Genomic DNA, 19,564 nt, shown 5'->3' on the forward strand with positions numbered 1-19,564 from the left:
ATATCCTGCGGGAAAATAGAGGGAAGCGGGAGACCCCACAGGCGGTAACGCCGAGGAGGCTCCCGTCCCTCCCCGGCGGAAGCAAGTGCCCGCAGCGGAAATCAACGGGCAAACTTTAAAGGCCAAAAATAACAAAATATACGAAATGAGCCTTTTCTTTTAATCCGTATAGCCCATGAGTAAGCGGGCATATGGGGAATCTGATGGCAATACAATAACTGTTTCGCCGTTAATCGTTTTCTTATATGATTCTAATGTACGGAACAGATTGTAGAAGCCTGGATCTTTTGAAAAAGATTCATTATAAATCTTTGCTGCTCCAGCTTCCCCCTCTGCTCGAATCTCTTCGGCATCTGCCTGAGCTACAGCCAAAAGTTCTCTTACGCTTTGATCTGTTTTAGCAATGATACGGTTCTTTTGCGCATCTCCCATGGATAAGTATTCCTGCGCTTTTGATTCTCGTTCAGATATCATCCGTGTATAAACAGATTGTTCATTTTCAGCTGGTAAATCTGTGCGCTTCATACGTACGTCTGTTACTTTAATTCCGTAATTGTCATTGCTCAGCAATTCATTTACTTTTTCAGTAATTCGATCATTCAAAGAACCTCTTGATGACTTTTCATCATTAATAATCTCATCATAATTTAGCTGTCCTAGCTCTGTTCGGGTAACCGAGTATATGAATTCTTCCATTCTTGATTCCGCACTTTGAAGTGTTCTTGCGTTTGCGATCATTTTTTTGGGATCTTCTATTCTCCAAACGGCATAATTATCAATGATCATGCGTTTTTTATCTTTCGTATTGATCTCCGCCTCTGATACATCATAGGTCATCTGATATTTCGGAAGAGTGGAGACACTTTGGATAAACGGGATTTTATAGCTTAAGCCAGGCTCGCTTTCAATCCTAACCACTTCTCCAAACTGACGGATTACTTTATATTCACCTTCTTTTACGATAAAAAGGTTACTCAAAATTATGCCTAATACAACAATAACGATAACAAGAAATAATCCAATCTTCGAATAATTCCGCCACCCAAAATTATTACTGCTGCGATCGTTAATGTTAACTACCTTTTCATCACCCATTATTTACACTTCCTTCCTCTTTTTGTTTTGGCTGTTCTTTTTCAAGAGGACGAATCGGGAAGTATTTCATTGTATTTCCGTCATCATTCATAATGTATATTTCTGCACCTGGAAGAACTTGTTCGAGCGTTTCGATGACAAGACGCTGTTTTGTAATTTCCTTGTTCGTCTTATATTCATCATATAGCTTGTTGAAAACAGCTACATCTCCACGTGCCCTTTCTAAACGGGCTGCCCTTTCCCCTTCCGCCTTCGAAATTAGCGCATCCTTTTCTCCCTCTGCTTCATTCTTCCGTTTATTTTCATACTTTTTCGCTTCATTAATTTTTGTATTCATCGTTTCACGAGCATCCGTCACATTTGTAAATGCTTTACGGACTTCATCATTTGGAAGCTCAACATCCTGAAGTTTAACAGCTAAAATCGAGATTCCAATATCATATTTTTCAATTAATGTAGATAATAGTTCCCTGACGTCCGCCTCTATTTCCGCTTTTCCAGAAGTTAACGCATCATCGATTTTTGAGCTCCCGATAATACTTCTTAATGAGGCTGAAGTAGAATCGTATAGAATTTCCTCCGGATTATTCGAATTAAATAGATACTTTTCCGGGTTGGTTATTTTCCATTGGACAACAAGGTCAGCAAGGACGATGTTTTCATCCCCTGTAATCATTTTTGTTTCATTCGGAAAATCTTTAATCTTGCCGTTTTTTTCTTCATAGCCAAATTGTAGGCTGAATGTTTCTTTTGATAGTTTTTCTACACTTTGGATTGGCCATGGCATTTTGAAATGGAGTCCAGGTTCTGTAATCCCTTCCTCAACCTTTCCAAATGTCAAAATGACTGCCTGATCAGATTCATCTACTGTATACCAAGTAGTAAGGGCTGTAATGCCTAAGACAATGATAAGAAGTACAAGACCCACAACCGTATAAATTCTCTTTAAACTGACCATCTTCTCTCCCCTTTCTCTGTCTTTTGTTATCTTTTAATACGATTCATTTATAAAAAGGTTTCAGAAATATTACAAAAAAACGAAAAGGGCAAAAGCGGGGTCTGCTTTTGCCCTTTTCTATGGTCCTTGGATGAAGGGGTTTTCACTTATGATTGTAGCAACCTCATGTTAAGCAAAAATGAATAAGTTGTAAATATAATGTAAAGATCCCCGCTTCATCCATGCTCCTAATTTTCTGGAAACCTTTTATTGAGATTAATTAAAAATGCAGTCCCTTTGCCAACTGTACTTTCAACAGTAATCGTTCCTTTGTGGGCTTCAACTAGATGCTTAACAATAGCAAGTCCAAGGCCAGTTCCTCCCGAATAGCGGCTGCGAGCTTTATCCACCCGATAAAACCGTTCGAAAATCCGTGGGATTTCGTCCTTTTCTATGCCAATTCCAGTATCTTTCACCTTGATCGATATAACAGATTTCGATTCATAAAGGGAAATGTTGATGCTGCCGTCGCTCGGCGTATACAAAATCGCATTTGTAATGAGATTAATAAAAACCTGCTTCAGCCGATTGATATCCCCCTCAATAAAAATGGTGTCTTTGTCTTTTTTAAACTTTATCGAAATATTTTTTTCAGCAGCCTTTCCTCCCACTATTGCAATTACTTCCTCCAAAACAACCATAATATCGAATTTTTGAACAGAAAGACTAAAGCCTTGTTGTTCTATTTTAGATAGGTCCAGTAAGTCCTGAATAAGCGACTGCAGACGATCGCTCTCTTGAAGGATGATCTTTAAAAAAGCTTCGAGAGCTTGTTTATCCCCCATTGCTCCATCCAATAATGTTTCAGAAAAACCTTTAATAGAGGTAATTGGAGTCTTCAATTCATGAGAAACATTAGCAACAAAATCTTTTCTCATCTGTTCAAGTTTTTTAAGCTCTGTAATATCATGGAATACCAAAAGGATGCCCTGCCACACATCATTTTCCCCGATAATAGGCACACCATAAACCTCGAAGTGGCGTCTTTCGATCCCAAGTGGAATGAGCATTTGTTTCCTTACCTTTTGTTCTGTGATGAAGATTTCTTCAATCAGAGCTGTAATTCCTTTATTTTCAATTACTTCATAGTAAAGTTTATTTAAAAATTCGGAAGTTTGGATGTTAAAATTTTCTTTATACGTTCGATTTACTAAATTTATATGCCCTTTGCTATCGATCAGGATCAGACCGCTCCCCATGTTTTCAATAAGAGCTGAAAGCCTTTCTTGGTTCATTTCCTGCGACTTTACCATATCCTGAAGATTTCTCGCTAGTACATTAATCGAGGAACTTAACATGCCTGTTTCATCAATTTGATCCTCATATGTTCGGGCTCGATAATTTCCTCTGGCAAGTTCTATCGCTGCATTTGTTGCCGATTCAATCGGTTTTGTGTATCGTTCTGTTATTCTTGTTCCTAATAATAAAATGATGATAAACGAAAAGCTAAAGCTAATCGACAAGATCCACCAAATTTGCTTATAAGCCTTATTGATCTCCGTCATTTTTGTACTTAGGAAAATATACCCTTCCTTTGTTCCCGATTGATTTTTAATTGGCTTCCAATAATAATGTAAATCAAGGCCACCTCCAACTTCCTGAAGATGACGTTCCGTTGTATCCTGATCGATCATTCCCTTTATCGTTTCTTGAAATCTGCTGTTTTCGGGATGGTCATGCTGTCCGCTATCATAAATAATCGTTCCTCTTACATCCACAACTGTTACACGTACATCAAGCATGTTACTAAAGTGATCGACAGTTCCTTCTTTTATATATTTAATTCCACCCTCATCTTCAATATAGCTTGAAATCAATTCACTTTCCTTTATTAATCGTTCGTCAAAAGCTTTTAAATAATAGCTTTTAAAAAGTTGACCCAAAAGAAGGCCCAATCCAATTAGCACAGCTAAAATAAGCAGAATTAACGTCAGAAGCAGCCGTGAACGAAATTTACTCATTCTCCTTTAGGCTCTTCCAGTTTGTAGCCTAGACCGCGGATTGTCTTAATATAAACTGGTTTTTTCGTATTTACTTCAAATTTTTCTCTTAAATGGCTAATATGGACATCAACAATTCGCGTATCGCCTGCGAAGTCATAATTCCATACGGCACTTAGAAGCTGATCTCTTGTCAGAACACGTCCCTTATTTCTAATCAAATATAATAGAAGTTCGAATTCTTTCGGAGTTAATTCAAGAAGTTGCTCTTCAAAATACGCTTCATATTGTTCCGGTAGAACTTTTAGATCCGCGATCTGAAGGCAGTCTGTTTGTTCCTCGAATTTCCCTGCTTCTTCAGACTGAATTTGTGCCCTTCTTAAAATCGCTTTAACTCTTGCCACCACTTCCCGAGGACTAAATGGCTTCGTCATATAATCATCGGCGCCCAGTTCAAGACCAAGCACTTTATCAAATTCATCATCCTTAGCCGTTAACATTAAAATCGGGGTTAAGACCCTTTGTTGACGAAGCTGTTTACAAACCTCAATGCCATCAAGTTTGGGAAGCATCAGGTCAAGAACGATTAAATCGGGTTTTTCAAGTATGGCAAGGTTTTTCCCTTCCTCACCATCCATAGCTGTTATCACTTCATAACCAGCCTGCTGCAGATTATAAACCAATAAAGTGACAATTGATTGTTCATCATCAACGACTAGAATTTTCTTTTCCATTTAAGCCTCCGTTAATTGGTATTCCCCTAAGAAAAGCACAGACGCCTTTCCTGAAGGCGCCGTACCTAGTTAAATAACCCCAAGTACCATATCTTATTATAATATAAGCTTTACGCCAATTAGTAACAAGTGCAGCCTCTTTTTTCCTTGGGGCAAAAAAAAAGAGACATGCATATTGCACATATCTCTTTGAGATTCTCTATTAAAAATTTTCTAGTGCATTTCCATCCATTTCATGAAGTCGATGCGGTGGACACACTAGCAAGGAGCCATTAATCACTGTTTCGTTTTCTTCATTCGTTCCATGGACTTTAATTTGGATCGTATGACTAGTATTGCTTACCTCTGTTACTTCAAAAAGAAATTGGACTGTTCCATAATGATATACTGGTTTTACATAGTCAATCTCTTGTTTTAATACATGGCTTCCTGGACCTGGCAAGTATTTAGAAACAGCTGAATTGATAATTCCATTCAGCATAATGCTTGGAACAATTGGCTTTTTATAAGGAGTTTGGGAAGCATAGTCGTGCTGAATGTAAAGTGGATTCGCATCATTGGTTAGACCAAGATATAATAATAGATCTTTATCTTCTATTTTTTCGGTTAACGTCAATTTCTCGCCGACAGATATTTCTTCGATTTGCCTTCCTAACTTCCGCTTTTTACCAAGTAGCATTTCTCTGCACCTCCAGGTTATGTAAACGTTGCAATGATGTAAATCAAATTCGCCTTGGCGTATTTGCGCCCAGATTTTTACCTTAGCTTGCTCGATAAATTTCTTTAAAAAATCTGAGGCATCCGCCGGAGGCTTAACTTTATTCAGTCGAGGGTTAAACCCAATGAATTGGATACCTGTTTGCATTCATCTCGCCTCAGATATCTATTAGACACTTCTGCTAAATAAAGTTAAATGGAAGACAATTAGAATTATTCAGTCTATTAAACTTATTGTATCATTCATATCATGTCCAATAAAGGTTATTAGTAAAAAAATTCGGGGAAATCCCCGAATTTTTATTAAGTTAAAACAGCCATTACGTTGCGTACAGCTTCAGCTGATTTATCAAGTGCTGCTTTTTCATCAGCAGTCAATTCAAGTTCTATTACTTTTTCAATTCCATTTGCACCTAGGATTGTTGGTACGCCTAAGTAGATTCCTTCGTACCCATATTCACCTTCAAGGTAGGCGATAGATGGAAGAACACGGCGCTGATCCTTTAGGATCGCTTCACACATTTCAACAAGTGAAGCAGCTGGTGCATAATAGGCACTTCCATTCCCTAATAGATTAACAATTTCCCCGCCGCCTTTACGTGTGCGTTCGACAATCGCTTCAAGGCGCTCTTTCGAAATTAACGTTTCAAGCGGAATTCCGCCAGCATAGGAGTAACGTACTAAAGGTACCATGTCATCCCCATGCCCACCTAGAACGAAGCCCGTAATATCTTTTACAGAAAGGTTTAATTCTTGGGCAACAAACGTACGGAATCTAGCCGTATCAAGAACCCCTGATTGTCCGATTACACGGTTTTTAGGGAAGCCTGACTCTTTAAAAATCGTATAAGTCATTGCATCAACCGGATTTGTCAAAACTACGATAAAGCTGTTAGGAGAATGTTTCGCAATCTCCTGTGCAACACTTTTCATAATCCTTTGGTTTGTTTGAACTAAATCATCACGGCTCATGCCTGGCTTACGTGCAATACCAGCTGTTACAACAACGATATCGGAATCAGCCGTATCTTCATAGCTGGAAGTTCCAGTAATATTGGCATCGAAACCTTGAACAGGACTTGCTTCAAGCATATCTAATGCTTTTCCTTTAGTCGGGTTTTCCATTTGCGGAATATCTACTAACACAACATCCCCTAATTCCTTTTGTGCAAGCAAAAAGGCGGTTGTTGCTCCTGTAAATCCGCTACCAATAACAGAAATCTTTTTACGTTTCATTGACATGGCGAGTTCCCCCTTAGGAATGAGTCAAAATTAGTTGTGACACAAAATCCTTATGTAAGGAGGCTGTCCTTCTTACTTAGAACAGCCTTCTCTTTTGTTACTACTCCATATTTTTAATTAATTCGTCACCGAACTCAGAGCATTTGACTTCCGTTGCACCTTCCATCAAGCGCGCAAAATCGTATGTTACTACTTTAGAAGCAATTGACTTTTCCATTGATTTGACGATCATGTTTGCTGCTTCATTCCATCCTAAGTGTTCAAGCATTAATACACCTGAAAGAATAACCGATGAAGGGTTTACTTTGTCGAGTCCTGCATACTTTGGAGCTGTTCCATGGGTTGCTTCAAAGATGGCATGTCCTGTTTCATAGTTGATATTTGCACCAGGAGCAATACCAATCCCTCCAACTTGAGCAGCGAGTGCGTCAGAAATATAATCACCATTAAGGTTCATTGTTGCAACAACATCAAATTCTTTTGGACGTGTAAGGATTTGTTGTAGGAAAATATCAGCGATCGCATCTTTGACAATGATTTTTCCAGCGGCTTCAGCATCTGCTTGTGCTTTGTCAGCTGCTTCAACACCTTGCTCATCCTTGATTCGGTCATATTGAGCCCAAGTGAATACTTTATCCCCATACTCTCTTTCGGCAAGCTCGTAACCCCAGTTTTTAAATGCGCCTTCTGTGAATTTCATAATATTGCCTTTATGTACAAGTGTTAAGGATTTACGTCCTTCTTTAATTGCATATTCAATCGCGGCACGCACTAAACGGCTTGTGCCTTCCTCAGAAACAGGTTTAATTCCAATACCTGATGTTTCAGGGAAGCGAATTTTGTTTACTCCCAATTCATCTTGAAGGAATGAGATTAATTTTTTCACTTCATCAGAACCTTTTGCATACTCGATTCCAGCATAGATATCCTCTGTATTTTCACGGAAAATAACCATATCTGTATCTTGAGGACGCTTAACCGGTGAAGGAACACCTTCAAACCAACGAACTGGACGCAAGCAAACAAACAAATCTAATTCTTGGCGCAATGCAACGTTTAATGAACGGATACCACCGCCAATTGGTGTTGTTAATGGTCCTTTAATAGCAATTAAATATTCGTTAATCACATCTAATGTTTCAGATGGAAGCCATTCTCCAGTTTGATTAAAAGCCTTTTCTCCAGCTAAAACTTCTTTCCAGACAAGTTTACGTTCGCCTTTATATGCTTTTTCAACAGCTGCATCAAGTACTCTTGAAGATGCTGCCCAAATATCAGCGCCTGTCCCGTCCCCTTCAATAAATGGAACGATCGGGTTGTTTGGTACGTTTAATACTCCATTACTAACTGTGATTTTTTCACCTTGCATTGTATAATTCCCTCCAATTTTTGAAAGCACGGACAAATTCCCTTGATAAATCCTTTTATTCCCAATGGGTACTTGTCAGTTATCTATCAGAATCAAAGGTTAGAAGGCAATTGCTTCTAACCTCTTCTGTTCTAAATTACAGCAATTTTTTTAAAGGCTGTTTTCGTAAACTTTGTTGCTATTTAAGCAAAATGAGGACTAGTTGATTTCCGCTTCATAGAAAAATTGCTTGAAAACAACAATCATTTAGAAAACAGCGTTTTTTTAAGTAAAATACAGTTTCGTTCAATGGGATAACTTTTTGAACTATGATAGCTGTCTAGCTCCGCTTTTCGTTTTAACCTCTTTGCTCAACAGGAATATACTTTTGCATTCCTGGGCCTGTGTAATCAGCTCGCGGGCGGATTAATCGATTGTTTTCGTATTGCTCAAGAATATGGGCTAGCCAGCCAGATACTCGGCTAACAGCAAAGATTGGCGTGAACAGATCATGATCAATTCCTAAGCTATGGTATACAGATGCTGAATAGAAATCAACATTCGGCGGCAGATTTTTCTCGCCTGTTACAATTGCTTCGATTTTTTGGCACATTTCATACCAGTGTGGTTCACCTGTAAGCTCCGTTAATTTCTTTGACATTTCTCTTAAATGTTTCGCACGCGGGTCACCATTACGATAGACACGGTGTCCGAAGCCCATGATTTTTTCTTTCTTGTCAAGCTTTTCGCGGACATATGCATCCACGTTTTCAAGCGTGCCAATTTCGGAAAGCATTTTCATTACTGCTTCATTGGCTCCACCATGTAATGGGCCTTTTAAAGCTCCGATTGCAGCGGTAACACCTGAATAAACATCCGATAATGTTGCTACACATACACGTGCAGTAAAAGTAGAGGCGTTTAACTCATGGTCAGCATGCAGTACTAAGGCCTTGTCAATTGCTTCAACCGCGATGGCGTCGGGTTCTTGTCCATTTAACATATATAAGAAATTTGCTGCAAAACAAAGATCTTTTCTTGGTGCAATCGGTTCTAAACCTTTTCTTACTCGAGCAAATGCCGCTAAAATTGAGGGCATTTTTGCTTGCAAGCGAATAGCTTTATTGTAATTAGCCTCAGCGTCCATTAAATCTGCTTCGTCATCATATAAGCCTAAAAGTGAAACGGCCGTACGAAGGGCAGTCATCGGGTGTACTTTTTCAATCGGATACATTTTGAAATGTTCCAAAACTTCCTTTGGCAGCTCCGCATTCTGAGCCAATTGATTTTTTAACTCCTCCAACTGTGCTTGCGTAGGAAGCTTTCTGTGCCATAGAAGATAGATTACTTCTTCGAAGCTGGCGTTTACAGCTAAATCATCAATATCATAACCAACATATGTTAATGTATCGTCGATGATAGAGCTGATAGACGAAGTAGTAGCAACTACCCCTTCAAGACCACGTGTTACTGTCATCCAAATCTCTCCCTTACATAGTAAAATTTCCCCAAACCCCTTTTGTCTGTAATCATATCATTTAAGCTGAATCCCATTATTCAACTTTTCAAAAAAGAACCTGATGCGTATGGGCTACGTTCATCGCCCCTAAAAGTCGACTGGTAAAGTCGAGCTACAGACCAAAGCATAATCATTTTAAAAAGCATTTGCAAAATCATTCAAGTTATTCTTTCGTTGGATCTTACCCGAGCGACTGCTCACCTGTCATACAAAAAAAATAACTTGTTACTTTCACTTCGAAAAAATATATTGATAACATATTAATAGAGTATACCATATTTCATAAGACTCTATAAGAAAGGATACGCTTTCAAGCCTTATTATAAACAATTATCTGACTTTTGTGAATGAAAATAGAACAAAATGTGAAAAAATTATTATTTTTCAAGAAAAGTTATTTAAAAATATCAAAGATTTTCATAGCCATATAAGCGATACCAGCCCCGATTAATGGGCCTACTGCCACGCCTTTAAATAACGACACTGCTAGAATAGTGCCCAATACAAGTGCCGTGGTGATATGAGGATCCTTGGCTAACAGGATGATGCCTCCTTTTGCCAGCAGCGCTACAGCTATTCCCGAAATTAGCGCAATCCAAGCATACGGTGATTTAAAAGCACCAGACAAATCCTTGAATCCAATTTCACCGCTTGCAATCGGGGCAAGAACAGCAATCGTAATAATTGTAACTCCCCAGTTGATTCCTTTAGATTGCAAAAACGAGAAAGCTTTCGAATCAAAACCGACTGCCTTTAGTACAATGAGTACTAGAACAGAAATAATTATGGATTGATTTTTTGCGATCAAGCCAATTGCTAATAAAAGGACTAAAAAAACAACTGATTGTGTAAACATTAAGGTTCACCCTTTCAGCCTTTCATATTATCCCAACATAATATTACGGGTTATTTTATTAGGCTGTTTTCTAAAAGTTTGTTGTTTTTAAATAGGGGTTGTATGAAGTTGATTGGAGCCGAAGGTGCGATACTCCTCGAAAATGCTATCGCATTTCCTTCGTGCGTGGGCAGTTTCAAGGATGTAAATTCAGTGTCCTGCGGGAGCAGCGGGACAGGTGAGACCCCACAGGCTTAGTGCTTGAGGATGCTCACCGCCCGCCCCGCGGTTTGCTGAGCATCCTGGAGCGGAAAACAACTACACTACTTTTAGTTAAATAGCAACAAAGTTTACGAAAACAGCTCTTTATAAAACATTATTAATTACAATTTTTATTTATTTCACTAGTTATAAATATTGTTTGAATCTTTTTCACTTTTGAGTCGTAGTAAATAGGGTAAAATATGAGGATGTAAAGGCTGCATAAAAATGGTAAAGTATTTCATAAGAAAAAGGAAGCTTTATTTTACAATACATACATTTTCTATTAAGGAGGTATTTCTTTGAATCCCACTTACATATATCGGACAGTAAGATTTTTCTTTGTCATTGGCTTCGTCATTTTACTTTTGTTTAGTTTTTTCTATTTATCCAAAGTGACCTACCCATTTTTAATCGGCTTTGCCATCGCATTTTTAATCAATCCGCTTGTAAATTTCCTTGAGACAAAAGGAAAGATGCCTCGGGTGCTTGCCGTCCTTATTGGCTTAGTCTTAATCATTGCAGTCTTTGCAGGGCTAATCACGCTTCTGATTGCGGAAATTGTTTCTGGTGCAGACTATCTCTCAAGGGTCGTTCCTAGTCATTTAGATACGGTTATCGGTTATATTGAGCAATTTTTCGCATCCCAAATCATCCCTTTTTATAATCAGCTTACAAGCTTATTTAAAAACTTGGATACAGGGCAACAAGATACTATTTTAACAAATATTGAAAATGTCGGGACAAAGATCGGAACGACCGTTGGCGCATTTATTCAAAACCTTTTTGGGAAAATCCCGCACATTCTCTCTTGGTTTCCTAATGCCGCTTCGGTTCTTATTTTTTCATTACTAGGGACCTTTTTTATTAGTAAAGATTGGTACCGGTTATCCGCACTCGGCAGCAGACTTCTTCCGAACCGTGCAAAAACTAGCGGAAGAACAGTGTTTGCTGATTTAAAAAAAGCTTTATTCGGATTTATTAAAGCCCAGGCTACTTTAATTTCTATTTCGACTGTCATCACATTAATAGGATTATTAATTTTACGCGTTGATTATGCAATAACCATCGCTCTCATTGCGGGAATCGTTGACATCATTCCCTATCTAGGAACCGGATTAATTTTTGTGCCATGGATCATTTATGAAGCAATCGCCGGTGATATGGGCACGGCAATTGGAATCGGTGTCTTATATACAATCGTTCTAGTGCAGCGGCAAATCATGGAGCCAAAAATCCTGTCATCAAGTATTGGCCTAGATCCTCTAGCAACCTTGATCGCCTTATTTGTAGGCTTTAAACTAATTGGATTCTTGGGACTCATTGTCGGCCCTGTTACCCTTGTGATTATTACAACCCTCCATAAGGCCAATGTTTTCCGGGATTTATGGGCATTTATTAAAGGGAAAGATGATGAAAATGCTGCATAAAAAAGTCACTCCTATCGGGAGTGACTTTTTCATTACTTATTTCCACAGAAATTACGATTCACCTAATGATCGTATAATTCCTTCTGTCCATCCATCTTTGAAGCCCAACTTTTATTCGCTTTTTAAAAAATCTTCTCGGCGCTGGAGCAAGAAGCAACAAACCTGTTACATCCGTGATAAATCCTGGTAACAGCAATAAAATCCCGCCAATCAGAATGCAAATACCATCTATAATTGACTCTCCCGGCATTTGTCCAAACCGGAGCTGCTCCTGCGTCTTTTTTATCATTTCCAATCCTTGCTTTTTAGCTAAATAGGCGCCTAGAAATCCTGTAAAGATAATGATTCCTACCGTAGGCCATACCCCTATTAATTTCCCTGATAAAAGAAGTACGCTTATTTCTACTGCTGGGACAATGATAAGTAATAAGAGAATGTAGCGCATCGTGCCACCTCTATTTTAAAAATTTGATTGATTAAGACTAATTTTAGTAGAACGTTCATTAACAAAGTTTATTTAAAATATGAAAAAAAGAAGGGAAACCCCTTCCTTTTTTTAGATAGGCTTTGTTATAAAGTTTTGTTGATAGACACGCGGGTTCGATTTACCCTCCGAGAAGCGATTTTTGCTCCGCAAAAAAGGTTCTCTCCGACGCACCTAGTGTCGACAATGCAACGGGACAAGGAAAGCTTCGGCAGCATTAACATCGCACGAAGAAAAAGTGTATTTCTTTTTCGAGGATGTGGCGTTTTTGTCGACCAGGCAAAATCGCCCCACCAGTCTTCATTTATCAACATAAATCACAAACAGAACCTTTGGATTCAAAAGCATAACTTATTCGAGTTAGATAACTGTCTAGCTTAAGAGCTTACGCTTTTCTTAGAGTACGCTAGCATGTCCGTTATAAATAACGCCCCTGTTAGAATCGACTGTAATCTCCTGGCCATCTTTTAATAGGGTTGTCGCGTTTTCTGCGCCAACAATGACTGGAATCCCAACATTTAAGCCGACAACAGCAGCATGACTTGTAAGCCCGCCTTCTTCAGTAATAAGAGCGCTACATTTCTCAATGGCTGGCATCATTTCACGGTCAGTACCAATTGTCACTAAGATCGACCCTTCCGTTACTTTAGAAAGGGCTTCTTCTGCGGTTCGAGCAATAACCACTTTTCCGAATGCGGATTTCCGGCCAATTCCTTGTGCTTTAGTAAGAACATCACAAATAACATGAATTTTCATAAGATTGGTCGTTCCTGCTTCTCCTACTGGAACGCCTGCGGTAATGACGACTAAATCGCCAGAAGAGACAATACCGCTGTTTAAACTTTCTTCTACGGCTGAATCCAGCATTTCATCTGTTGTCGTAGCCTTTTTCCCGATTTGCGGGTAAACTCCCCATACTAATGAGAGCCGCCGTGACACATAATCATTGGATGTAACAGCAATTATTGGAGCTTTTGGCCTGTATTTTGAAATCATCCTTGCCGTATGTCCGCTTTCTGTCGGTGTAATAATTGCATTTACTTCCAGATTAAGTGCTGTATGTGCAACCGATTGCCCAATTGCATCTGTAATATTATGGTCATTATCTTTACTGCGGGCAGCAAGGAGTTCTTTATGTGCTAATGCGGATTCTGCTCTGGAAGCAATATTATGCATTGTTTGGACCGCTTCAACAGGATATGATCCTGCTGCCGTCTCTCCAGATAGCATAATGGCATCTGTTCCATCAAAAATAGCATTCGCTACGTCACTTGCTTCCGCACGAGTTGGACGTGGGTTACGCTGCATTGAATCAAGCATTTGTGTTGCCGTAATAACAGGCTTTCCTTGCGCATTACATTTTTTAATCAATTGCTTTTGTACTAACGGAACTTCTTCTGCAGGAATTTCTACGCCGAGATCTCCCCTTGCAACCATACAGCCATCTGAAATCTCAAGAATTTCGTCGATTTTATCGACACCTTCCTGATTTTCAATTTTGGGAATGATGCTTATATGTGGAGCATTATTTTCTTCTAAAAGCTGCCTGATTTCAAGAACATCTGATGCTCTACGGACAAAAGATGCGGCGATGAAATCAACACCTTGTTCAATTCCGAACACGATATCTTGAGCATCTTTTTCCGTAATGCCAGGCAAATTGACGGAAACCCCTGGAACGTTAACGCCTTTTTTATTTTTTAGTGTCCCGCTATTTAATATTTTTGTGTGAATATCGCCGGAATCCCGGTCAATTTTAGTTACTTCAAGCCCGATTAGCCCATCATCAAGTAAGATCTTCGAACCAATGTGAACATCATCAATGAGGCCAGAATATGAAATGGAAAACTTCTCAGTCGTACCTTGAACCTCATTCATGGAAACAATAATTTCATTTCCAGCTGTCAATTCAATGGCATCATTTTCCATATTATGCGTGCGGATTTCTGGGCCTTTTGTATCTAATAAGATCGCAGCTGTTTTGCCAGTTCGCTTTGATGCCTCACGGATATTTCGAATCCGCTGTCCATGCTCTTCAAAGTTCCCATGGGAAAAATTTAATCGGCAGACATTCATTCCGGCTTCAAGGAGCTCAGTTAATTTTTCTACACTCTCACTAGCAGGGCCAATCGTACAAACAATCTTCGTTTTACGCATTAAATACTACCTCCTTAATGTAATAAAAAAATTTAAATCGAAAGTTCTTTTGATAATTTGTATAAACCAAGATCTAATGTATGTTTTTTACTAAGTACCTCGGTAATATCATTGTCGACAAGTTCATTGTTCTCGATTCCGACTGCTCGTCCGCCTTTACCTTCAAGAAGGAGTTCCACTGCTCGCGCTCCAAGACGACTTGCCAAAACCCGGTCAAATGCTGTCGGAGAACCTCCACGCTGTATATGACCTAGAACAGAAACACGGGTACTTAAATCTGTAGCCTCTTCCACTTGTCTAGCAAATTCCATGCCCGTGCAAACTCCCTCTGCAACGATAATAATACTATGTTTCTTTCCGCGTTCATGGCCTTTTACTAATCTGGCAGCAATTTCATCCATGTTATAATTCTCTTCAGGAATTAGGATCGTTTCTGCTCCTCCAGCAAGACCTGACCAAAGTGCAAGGTCACCCGCATTTCTTCCCATTACTTCGATGATAAATGTTCGTTCATGGGAGGTCGCAGTATCTCGAATTTTATCAATGGCATCAATTACCGTATTTAACGCGGTATCAAAACCGATTGTGAATTGTGTGCCGGCTATATCATTGTCGATCGTTCCAGGTACACCCGTGCAAGGAAAACCATGCTCAGTTAATGCTTTGGCACCGCGGTAAGAACCATCCCCTCCAATGACGACAAGCCCTTCAATTCCATGCTTTTTTAATTGATCGATTCCTTTTTGTTGGCCTTCTTTCGTTGTAAATTCTTCACATCTTGCGGATAATAGCATCGTTCCGCCTCTGTGAATAATATCACCAACAGAACCTAACTCAAGCTTCTTAATATTTCCACTAATTAATCCCGAGTATCCACCAAATACCCCGTAAATTTCCACATTATGAAAAATAGCTTTACGGACAACCGCCCGAACGGCAGCATTCATACCTGGTGAATCCCCTCCACTCGTTAACACTCCGATTCTCTTCAAAATAATCACCTCGAAAAATATTGAATTCTACTTATGTAAAATTTCCTTATTTCTTTCTAAACATGATTTAGATTATTATCTTATTATGAACAAAATACCCGGTTATATTTCTCATACTTTATCGGGAAGTATGACCTCCTACCCCTGGTGTCCCACTTAATAAAATACCATGAAGGAACTGCTTTCTCAACATAATCGGCATGATCCTGGAAGAGAAAGAATTATCGGTGAACTGAAAGCGTTTCAACCTCGTTTTATTCGTGATTTTTCTCAAATGGCAAAGTGTTGCCATGGAAAAACGTGCCTTATAAGCACGTTTTAATTTACCCCAATAAATTCTTTTAAAAACGAATATTCACCAATTGATTTGTACTTATCGTACCGGTGAGCGATCAATTGTTCTTCAGTTAATCCTCTAAGTTCTTTCAAGGATGAAAATAATATACTATCCATTTCCTCGGCCTGTTTCTTTACATCTTTGTGTGCCCCGCCTTTAACTTCAGGAATAATTTCATCAACAATCCCTAAATCCTTTAAGTCTGGTGCAGTTATTTTCATACTTTCCGCAGCCTTTTTGGCAAGTGTCGCATCTTTCCATAAAATCGCCGCAGCACCTTCTGGGGATATAACAGAGTAAGTTGAGTTTTCAAGCATATGAATATGATTACCGACTCCAAGCGCTAAGGCTCCGCCGCTCCCGCCTTCGCCAATAACGATGCAAATGACAGGCACCTTTAAACCGGCCATTTCAAATAGATTGCGTGCGATAGCTTCACTTTGTCCGCGTTCTTCAGCTGCTTTGCCAGGGTACGCACCTTTCGTATCGATAAAACAGATAATCGGCCGTCTGAACTTGTCAGCCTGTTTCATTAATCTCAATGCTTTCCGGTACCCTTCAGGATGTGGCATGCCAAAATTTCTGCGAATATTCTCTTTCGTATCTTTTCCGCGCTGATGGCCAATGACAGTCACAGGTAGCCCCTTATATTTTGCAATCCCGCCAACGATCGCCTCATCATCGGCAAACGTCCTGTCTCCATGACATTCAAAGAAATCGGTAAAAAGGAGAGAAATATAATCCAATGTTGTCGGGCGTCCTGGATGGCGTGCAGTTTGTACCCGATCCCAAGGTCTCATATTTTCATATACTTCTTTTTCTAACTTCTCAAGTCGGGCTTCTAATTTCTCAATTTCAGATGATAAATCGACATCAGCGGTTTTTGTAAAGTCCTTAAGCTCAGCAATTTTCTTTCTAAGTTCGATTACTGGCCGTTCAAATTCGAGTTCTCCTACCATTCAAGGTCACCCCCTTCTTGATGTATCGATAAGATGTTTGCAATTTTTTCTTTTAGTTCAATCCTTGAGATTACTGCGTCTAGTTGTCCGTGTTTCAACAGAAATTCCGCGGTCTGGAAATCCTCAGGCAATTCTTCTCGAATCGTTTGCTCAATAATCCTCCTGCCTGCGAAGCCGATAAGTGCTCCAGGCTCTGCAAAGTTATAGTCTCCAAGAGATGCGAAACTTGCTGATACTCCACCAGTAGTCGGATGGGTCATGATGGATATTATTAATCCGCCATTATCACTAAACCTTTTTAAAGCCACACTCGTTTTAGCCATCTGCATTAAACTGAGCACGCCCTCCTGCATACGGGCTCCACCTGAAGCAGTGAAAATGATAAATGGAACTGATAGCTCATCTGCCTTTTCAATTGCAAGGGTGATTTTTTCACCAACGACCGAACCCATACTCCCCATCCGAAACGTAGAGTCCATGACAGCCACGACAATTTTCTGTCCATCCACTGTTCCAATCCCAGTTACAACGGCTTCATTTATGTTTGTTTTCTTCCTGTCTTTTTCAAGCTTCTCAATATAATCTGGAAAATTAAGAGGATTTTCCGAAATCATACCAGCATTCAATTCTTCAAAACTATTTTGATCAAGAAAGCTATCTAACCGTTCTTTTGAGTTCATTGAATGATGGTATTGGCATTGCAAGCATACTTTTAAGTTTTTGATTAACTCTTTCGTATACATAATCTTTTTGCAGTTTGGGCATTTCGTCATAATTCCTTCGGGTACATCCTGCTTTGCAGCTTCCGAAGGGATCGTTGCGTACTTCATCTTCTTTGGTTTTTTGAAAATCTCTTTAAGCAAGGTGAAACCTCCCGTTCCATTTATCAGTAGCTCTCTATTCAGTTTGGTCAAATCTTAACCTATTTATATAGGCAAAAAATTGTCGTTATTCATTCGACAATTTCCATAATTTTTTATAAGCGATCCTACCTCTTCACGAACGGAAGAGCGCCCGACATTCAGGCGCTCAGATCGTTCACGTTCAGAAGGTAAATTATCACCATGCTTCAGGTCTTCCTTTTCAATCGTTACCCTTAGCTGTTTTACAATTTCAACATATATCTTCGTACCTTTTTGAGACTGATTGGTGTTATTGGATCACTCACTTTTCCCGATGATTGCGAGATTTCGTGTTTTTTCCTTTATTTCCTCAGGGTCCACCTTAATTCGTGCGACACCGGTTTCCATGGCTGCTTTTGCAACGGCTGCCGCAACTTCTGGGGCAACTCTCGGATCAAAAGGACCAGGAATTACGTAATCAGCATTCAATTCGTCCGCATTTATCAAGTTCGCAATTGCTTCTACAGCTGCTATCTTCATCTTTTCATTGATATGTGTTGCTCTAACATCCAATGCCCCACGGAAAATTCCTGGGAATGCAAGGACATTGTTAACCTGGTTAGGGAAATCCGATCTTCCTGTACCAATCACGACGGCTCCAGCAGCTTTTGCTTCTTCCGGCATAATTTCTGGAGTAGGATTAGCCATAGCAAAGATAATCGGTTCTTGATTCATTGAACTTACCATTTCTGCTGTCAATGCACCAGCCGCAGAAACCCCAATAAAGACGTCCGCTCCTTTAATTACATCCGCCAAACTGCCTTTAGCGTTATCTCGGTTTGTAAATTTCGCTACGTCATTTTTAATATCGTTCATCCCATTCGGACGGCCCTCATAAATGGCCCCCCTCGTGTCACACATGATAATATCCCGAACCCCATATGTGTAAAGTAGCTTTATAATCGCAATTCCGGCGGCACCCGCACCGTTTGCTACTACTCGAATTTCATTCATTTTTTTTCCGGTTATCTTTAATGCGTTAACCAGGCCGGCAACAGTAACGATTGCTGTACCATGCTGATCGTCATGAAAAACGGGAATATTCGCTTCCTTTTTTAATCGTTCTTCGATGTAAAAGCAATTAGGGGCTGCAATATCCTCAAGGTTCACACCGCCAAATGTCGGCTCTAACAGTTTAACTGTCTCAACAATTTTATCAATATCTTGCGTATTTAAACAGATTGGAAAAGCGTCTACTCCGGCAAAGCTTTTAAATAGGACTGCTTTTCCTTCCATAACTGGAAGTGCTGCTTCAGGACCAATGTTTCCAAGTCCGAGTACAGCTGTACCATCTGATACAACAGCAACCATATTGCCCTTCATCGTGTATTCGTATACAGTTTCAGGCTTATCGTAAATTTCTTTACAAGGCTCAGCCACCCCTGGTGAGTAGGCAAGACTTAAATCTCTCGCATTTTTCACCTGAACCTTGGATTTAGATTCTAATTTCCCTTTGTTTACCCTGTGCATATGAAGGGCTTCTTCACGTAAAGTCAACGATCCCCACTCCTTTGATTTTCCGATAAGTAAAAAGGCTCTAATTAAGTATTTAATTTTCTCTTAGATGCGCAGTAATGATTCGATTAAATTTCCGAAAAGGCTTTCGCTTTTCGGA

The 19,564-nt window shown here is 39.5% G+C and carries 17 protein-coding genes; 1 reads left to right on the forward strand and 16 read right to left on the reverse strand.

Going from position 1 to position 19,564, the window contains the following annotated elements; translation table 11 throughout:
- Positions 1–159 precede the first annotated feature (159 nt).
- The 9 genes from hflC to BGM26_RS11850 all read right to left on the reverse strand — a co-directional run bounded on the left by hflC (position 160) and on the right by BGM26_RS11850 (position 10,448).
- Positions 160–1,095: a protease modulator HflC gene (hflC, locus tag BGM26_RS11810; RefSeq protein ID WP_217040010.1), complete on the reverse strand. Its 936-nt coding sequence runs from the start codon at positions 1,093–1,095 to the stop codon at positions 160–162.
- Complete coding sequence (hflK, locus tag BGM26_RS11815) at positions 1,088–2,053, reverse strand: FtsH protease activity modulator HflK (protein WP_217040011.1); 966 nt, start codon at positions 2,051–2,053, stop codon at positions 1,088–1,090. Before hflK ends, hflC begins: the two co-directional genes overlap by 8 nt.
- A gap of 227 nt (positions 2,054–2,280) precedes the next feature.
- Entirely contained in the window at positions 2,281–4,053 is a 1,773-nt protein-coding gene (gene pnpS / locus BGM26_RS11820; RefSeq protein WP_217040012.1) for a two-component system histidine kinase PnpS, read from the reverse strand.
- Entirely contained in the window at positions 4,050–4,766 is a 717-nt protein-coding gene (locus BGM26_RS11825) for a response regulator transcription factor (protein ID WP_217040013.1), read from the reverse strand. The genes pnpS and BGM26_RS11825 overlap by 4 nt, the downstream gene beginning before the upstream one ends.
- Before the next feature lie 202 nt (positions 4,767–4,968).
- Complete coding sequence (locus tag BGM26_RS11830) at positions 4,969–5,445, reverse strand: MaoC/PaaZ C-terminal domain-containing protein (protein ID WP_217040014.1); 477 nt, start codon at positions 5,443–5,445, stop codon at positions 4,969–4,971.
- Positions 5,446–5,786: 341 nt separating this feature from the next.
- Positions 5,787–6,725 carry a malate dehydrogenase gene (gene mdh / locus BGM26_RS11835; RefSeq protein ID WP_217040015.1) on the reverse strand — a complete coding sequence of 313 codons (939 nt, stop codon included), beginning with the start codon at positions 6,723–6,725 and terminating at the stop codon, positions 5,787–5,789.
- Positions 6,726–6,825: 100 nt separating this feature from the next.
- Positions 6,826–8,094 (reverse strand): NADP-dependent isocitrate dehydrogenase, encoded by a 1,269-nt coding sequence (gene icd / locus BGM26_RS11840; protein ID WP_217040016.1) that lies wholly within the window; start codon positions 8,092–8,094, stop codon positions 6,826–6,828.
- A gap of 337 nt (positions 8,095–8,431) precedes the next feature.
- Positions 8,432–9,550 carry a citrate synthase gene (gene citZ, locus BGM26_RS11845; RefSeq protein ID WP_217040017.1) on the reverse strand — a complete coding sequence of 373 codons (1,119 nt, stop codon included), beginning with the start codon at positions 9,548–9,550 and terminating at the stop codon, positions 8,432–8,434.
- Positions 9,551–9,986: 436 nt separating this feature from the next.
- Positions 9,987–10,448: a DUF441 domain-containing protein gene (locus BGM26_RS11850; protein WP_217040018.1), complete on the reverse strand. Its 462-nt coding sequence runs from the start codon at positions 10,446–10,448 to the stop codon at positions 9,987–9,989.
- 542 nt (positions 10,449–10,990) lie between these two features.
- Between BGM26_RS11850 and ytvI the strand changes: the two genes are divergently transcribed.
- Complete coding sequence (gene ytvI / locus BGM26_RS11855; protein ID WP_217040019.1) at positions 10,991–12,118, forward strand: sporulation integral membrane protein YtvI; 1,128 nt, start codon at positions 10,991–10,993, stop codon at positions 12,116–12,118.
- A 58-nt stretch (positions 12,119–12,176) separates the two neighbouring features.
- Here the strand turns inward: ytvI and BGM26_RS11860 are convergent, their stop codons facing one another.
- The 7 genes from BGM26_RS11860 to ystJ form a co-directional block, all read right to left on the reverse strand.
- On the reverse strand, positions 12,177–12,563 hold the full coding sequence (locus BGM26_RS11860; protein ID WP_217040020.1) for an FxsA family protein: 387 nt from the start codon (positions 12,561–12,563) through the stop codon (positions 12,177–12,179).
- 435 nt (positions 12,564–12,998) lie between these two features.
- Positions 12,999–14,759: a pyruvate kinase gene (pyk, locus tag BGM26_RS11865; RefSeq protein ID WP_217040021.1), complete on the reverse strand. Its 1,761-nt coding sequence runs from the start codon at positions 14,757–14,759 to the stop codon at positions 12,999–13,001.
- 32 nt (positions 14,760–14,791) lie between these two features.
- Positions 14,792–15,751 carry a 6-phosphofructokinase gene (gene pfkA, locus BGM26_RS11870; protein WP_217040022.1) on the reverse strand — a complete coding sequence of 320 codons (960 nt, stop codon included), beginning with the start codon at positions 15,749–15,751 and terminating at the stop codon, positions 14,792–14,794.
- 318 nt (positions 15,752–16,069) lie between these two features.
- Positions 16,070–17,047, reverse strand: a complete 978-nt coding sequence (accA, locus tag BGM26_RS11875; RefSeq protein WP_217040023.1) for an acetyl-CoA carboxylase carboxyl transferase subunit alpha — start codon at positions 17,045–17,047, stop codon at positions 16,070–16,072.
- Positions 17,041–17,910, reverse strand: coding sequence for an acetyl-CoA carboxylase, carboxyltransferase subunit beta (accD, locus tag BGM26_RS11880; protein WP_217040024.1), 870 nt, complete (start codon positions 17,908–17,910; stop codon positions 17,041–17,043). The genes accA and accD overlap by 7 nt, the downstream gene beginning before the upstream one ends.
- Before the next feature lie 63 nt (positions 17,911–17,973).
- Complete coding sequence (locus BGM26_RS11885) at positions 17,974–18,171, reverse strand: GntR family transcriptional regulator (protein ID WP_217040757.1); 198 nt, start codon at positions 18,169–18,171, stop codon at positions 17,974–17,976.
- Between the two features lie 36 nt (positions 18,172–18,207).
- The gene (gene ystJ, locus BGM26_RS11890; protein WP_217040025.1) at positions 18,208–19,446 is read right to left on the reverse strand and encodes an NADP-dependent malic enzyme; all 1,239 of its coding nucleotides are present in this window, start codon (positions 19,444–19,446) and stop codon (positions 18,208–18,210) included.
- Positions 19,447–19,564: the final 118 nt, after the last annotated feature.

Origin of the sequence: Bacillus sp. FJAT-29790 (assembly GCF_019039215.1) — a bacterium.
GTDB lineage: Bacteria > Bacillota > Bacilli > Bacillales > Cytobacillaceae > Cytobacillus.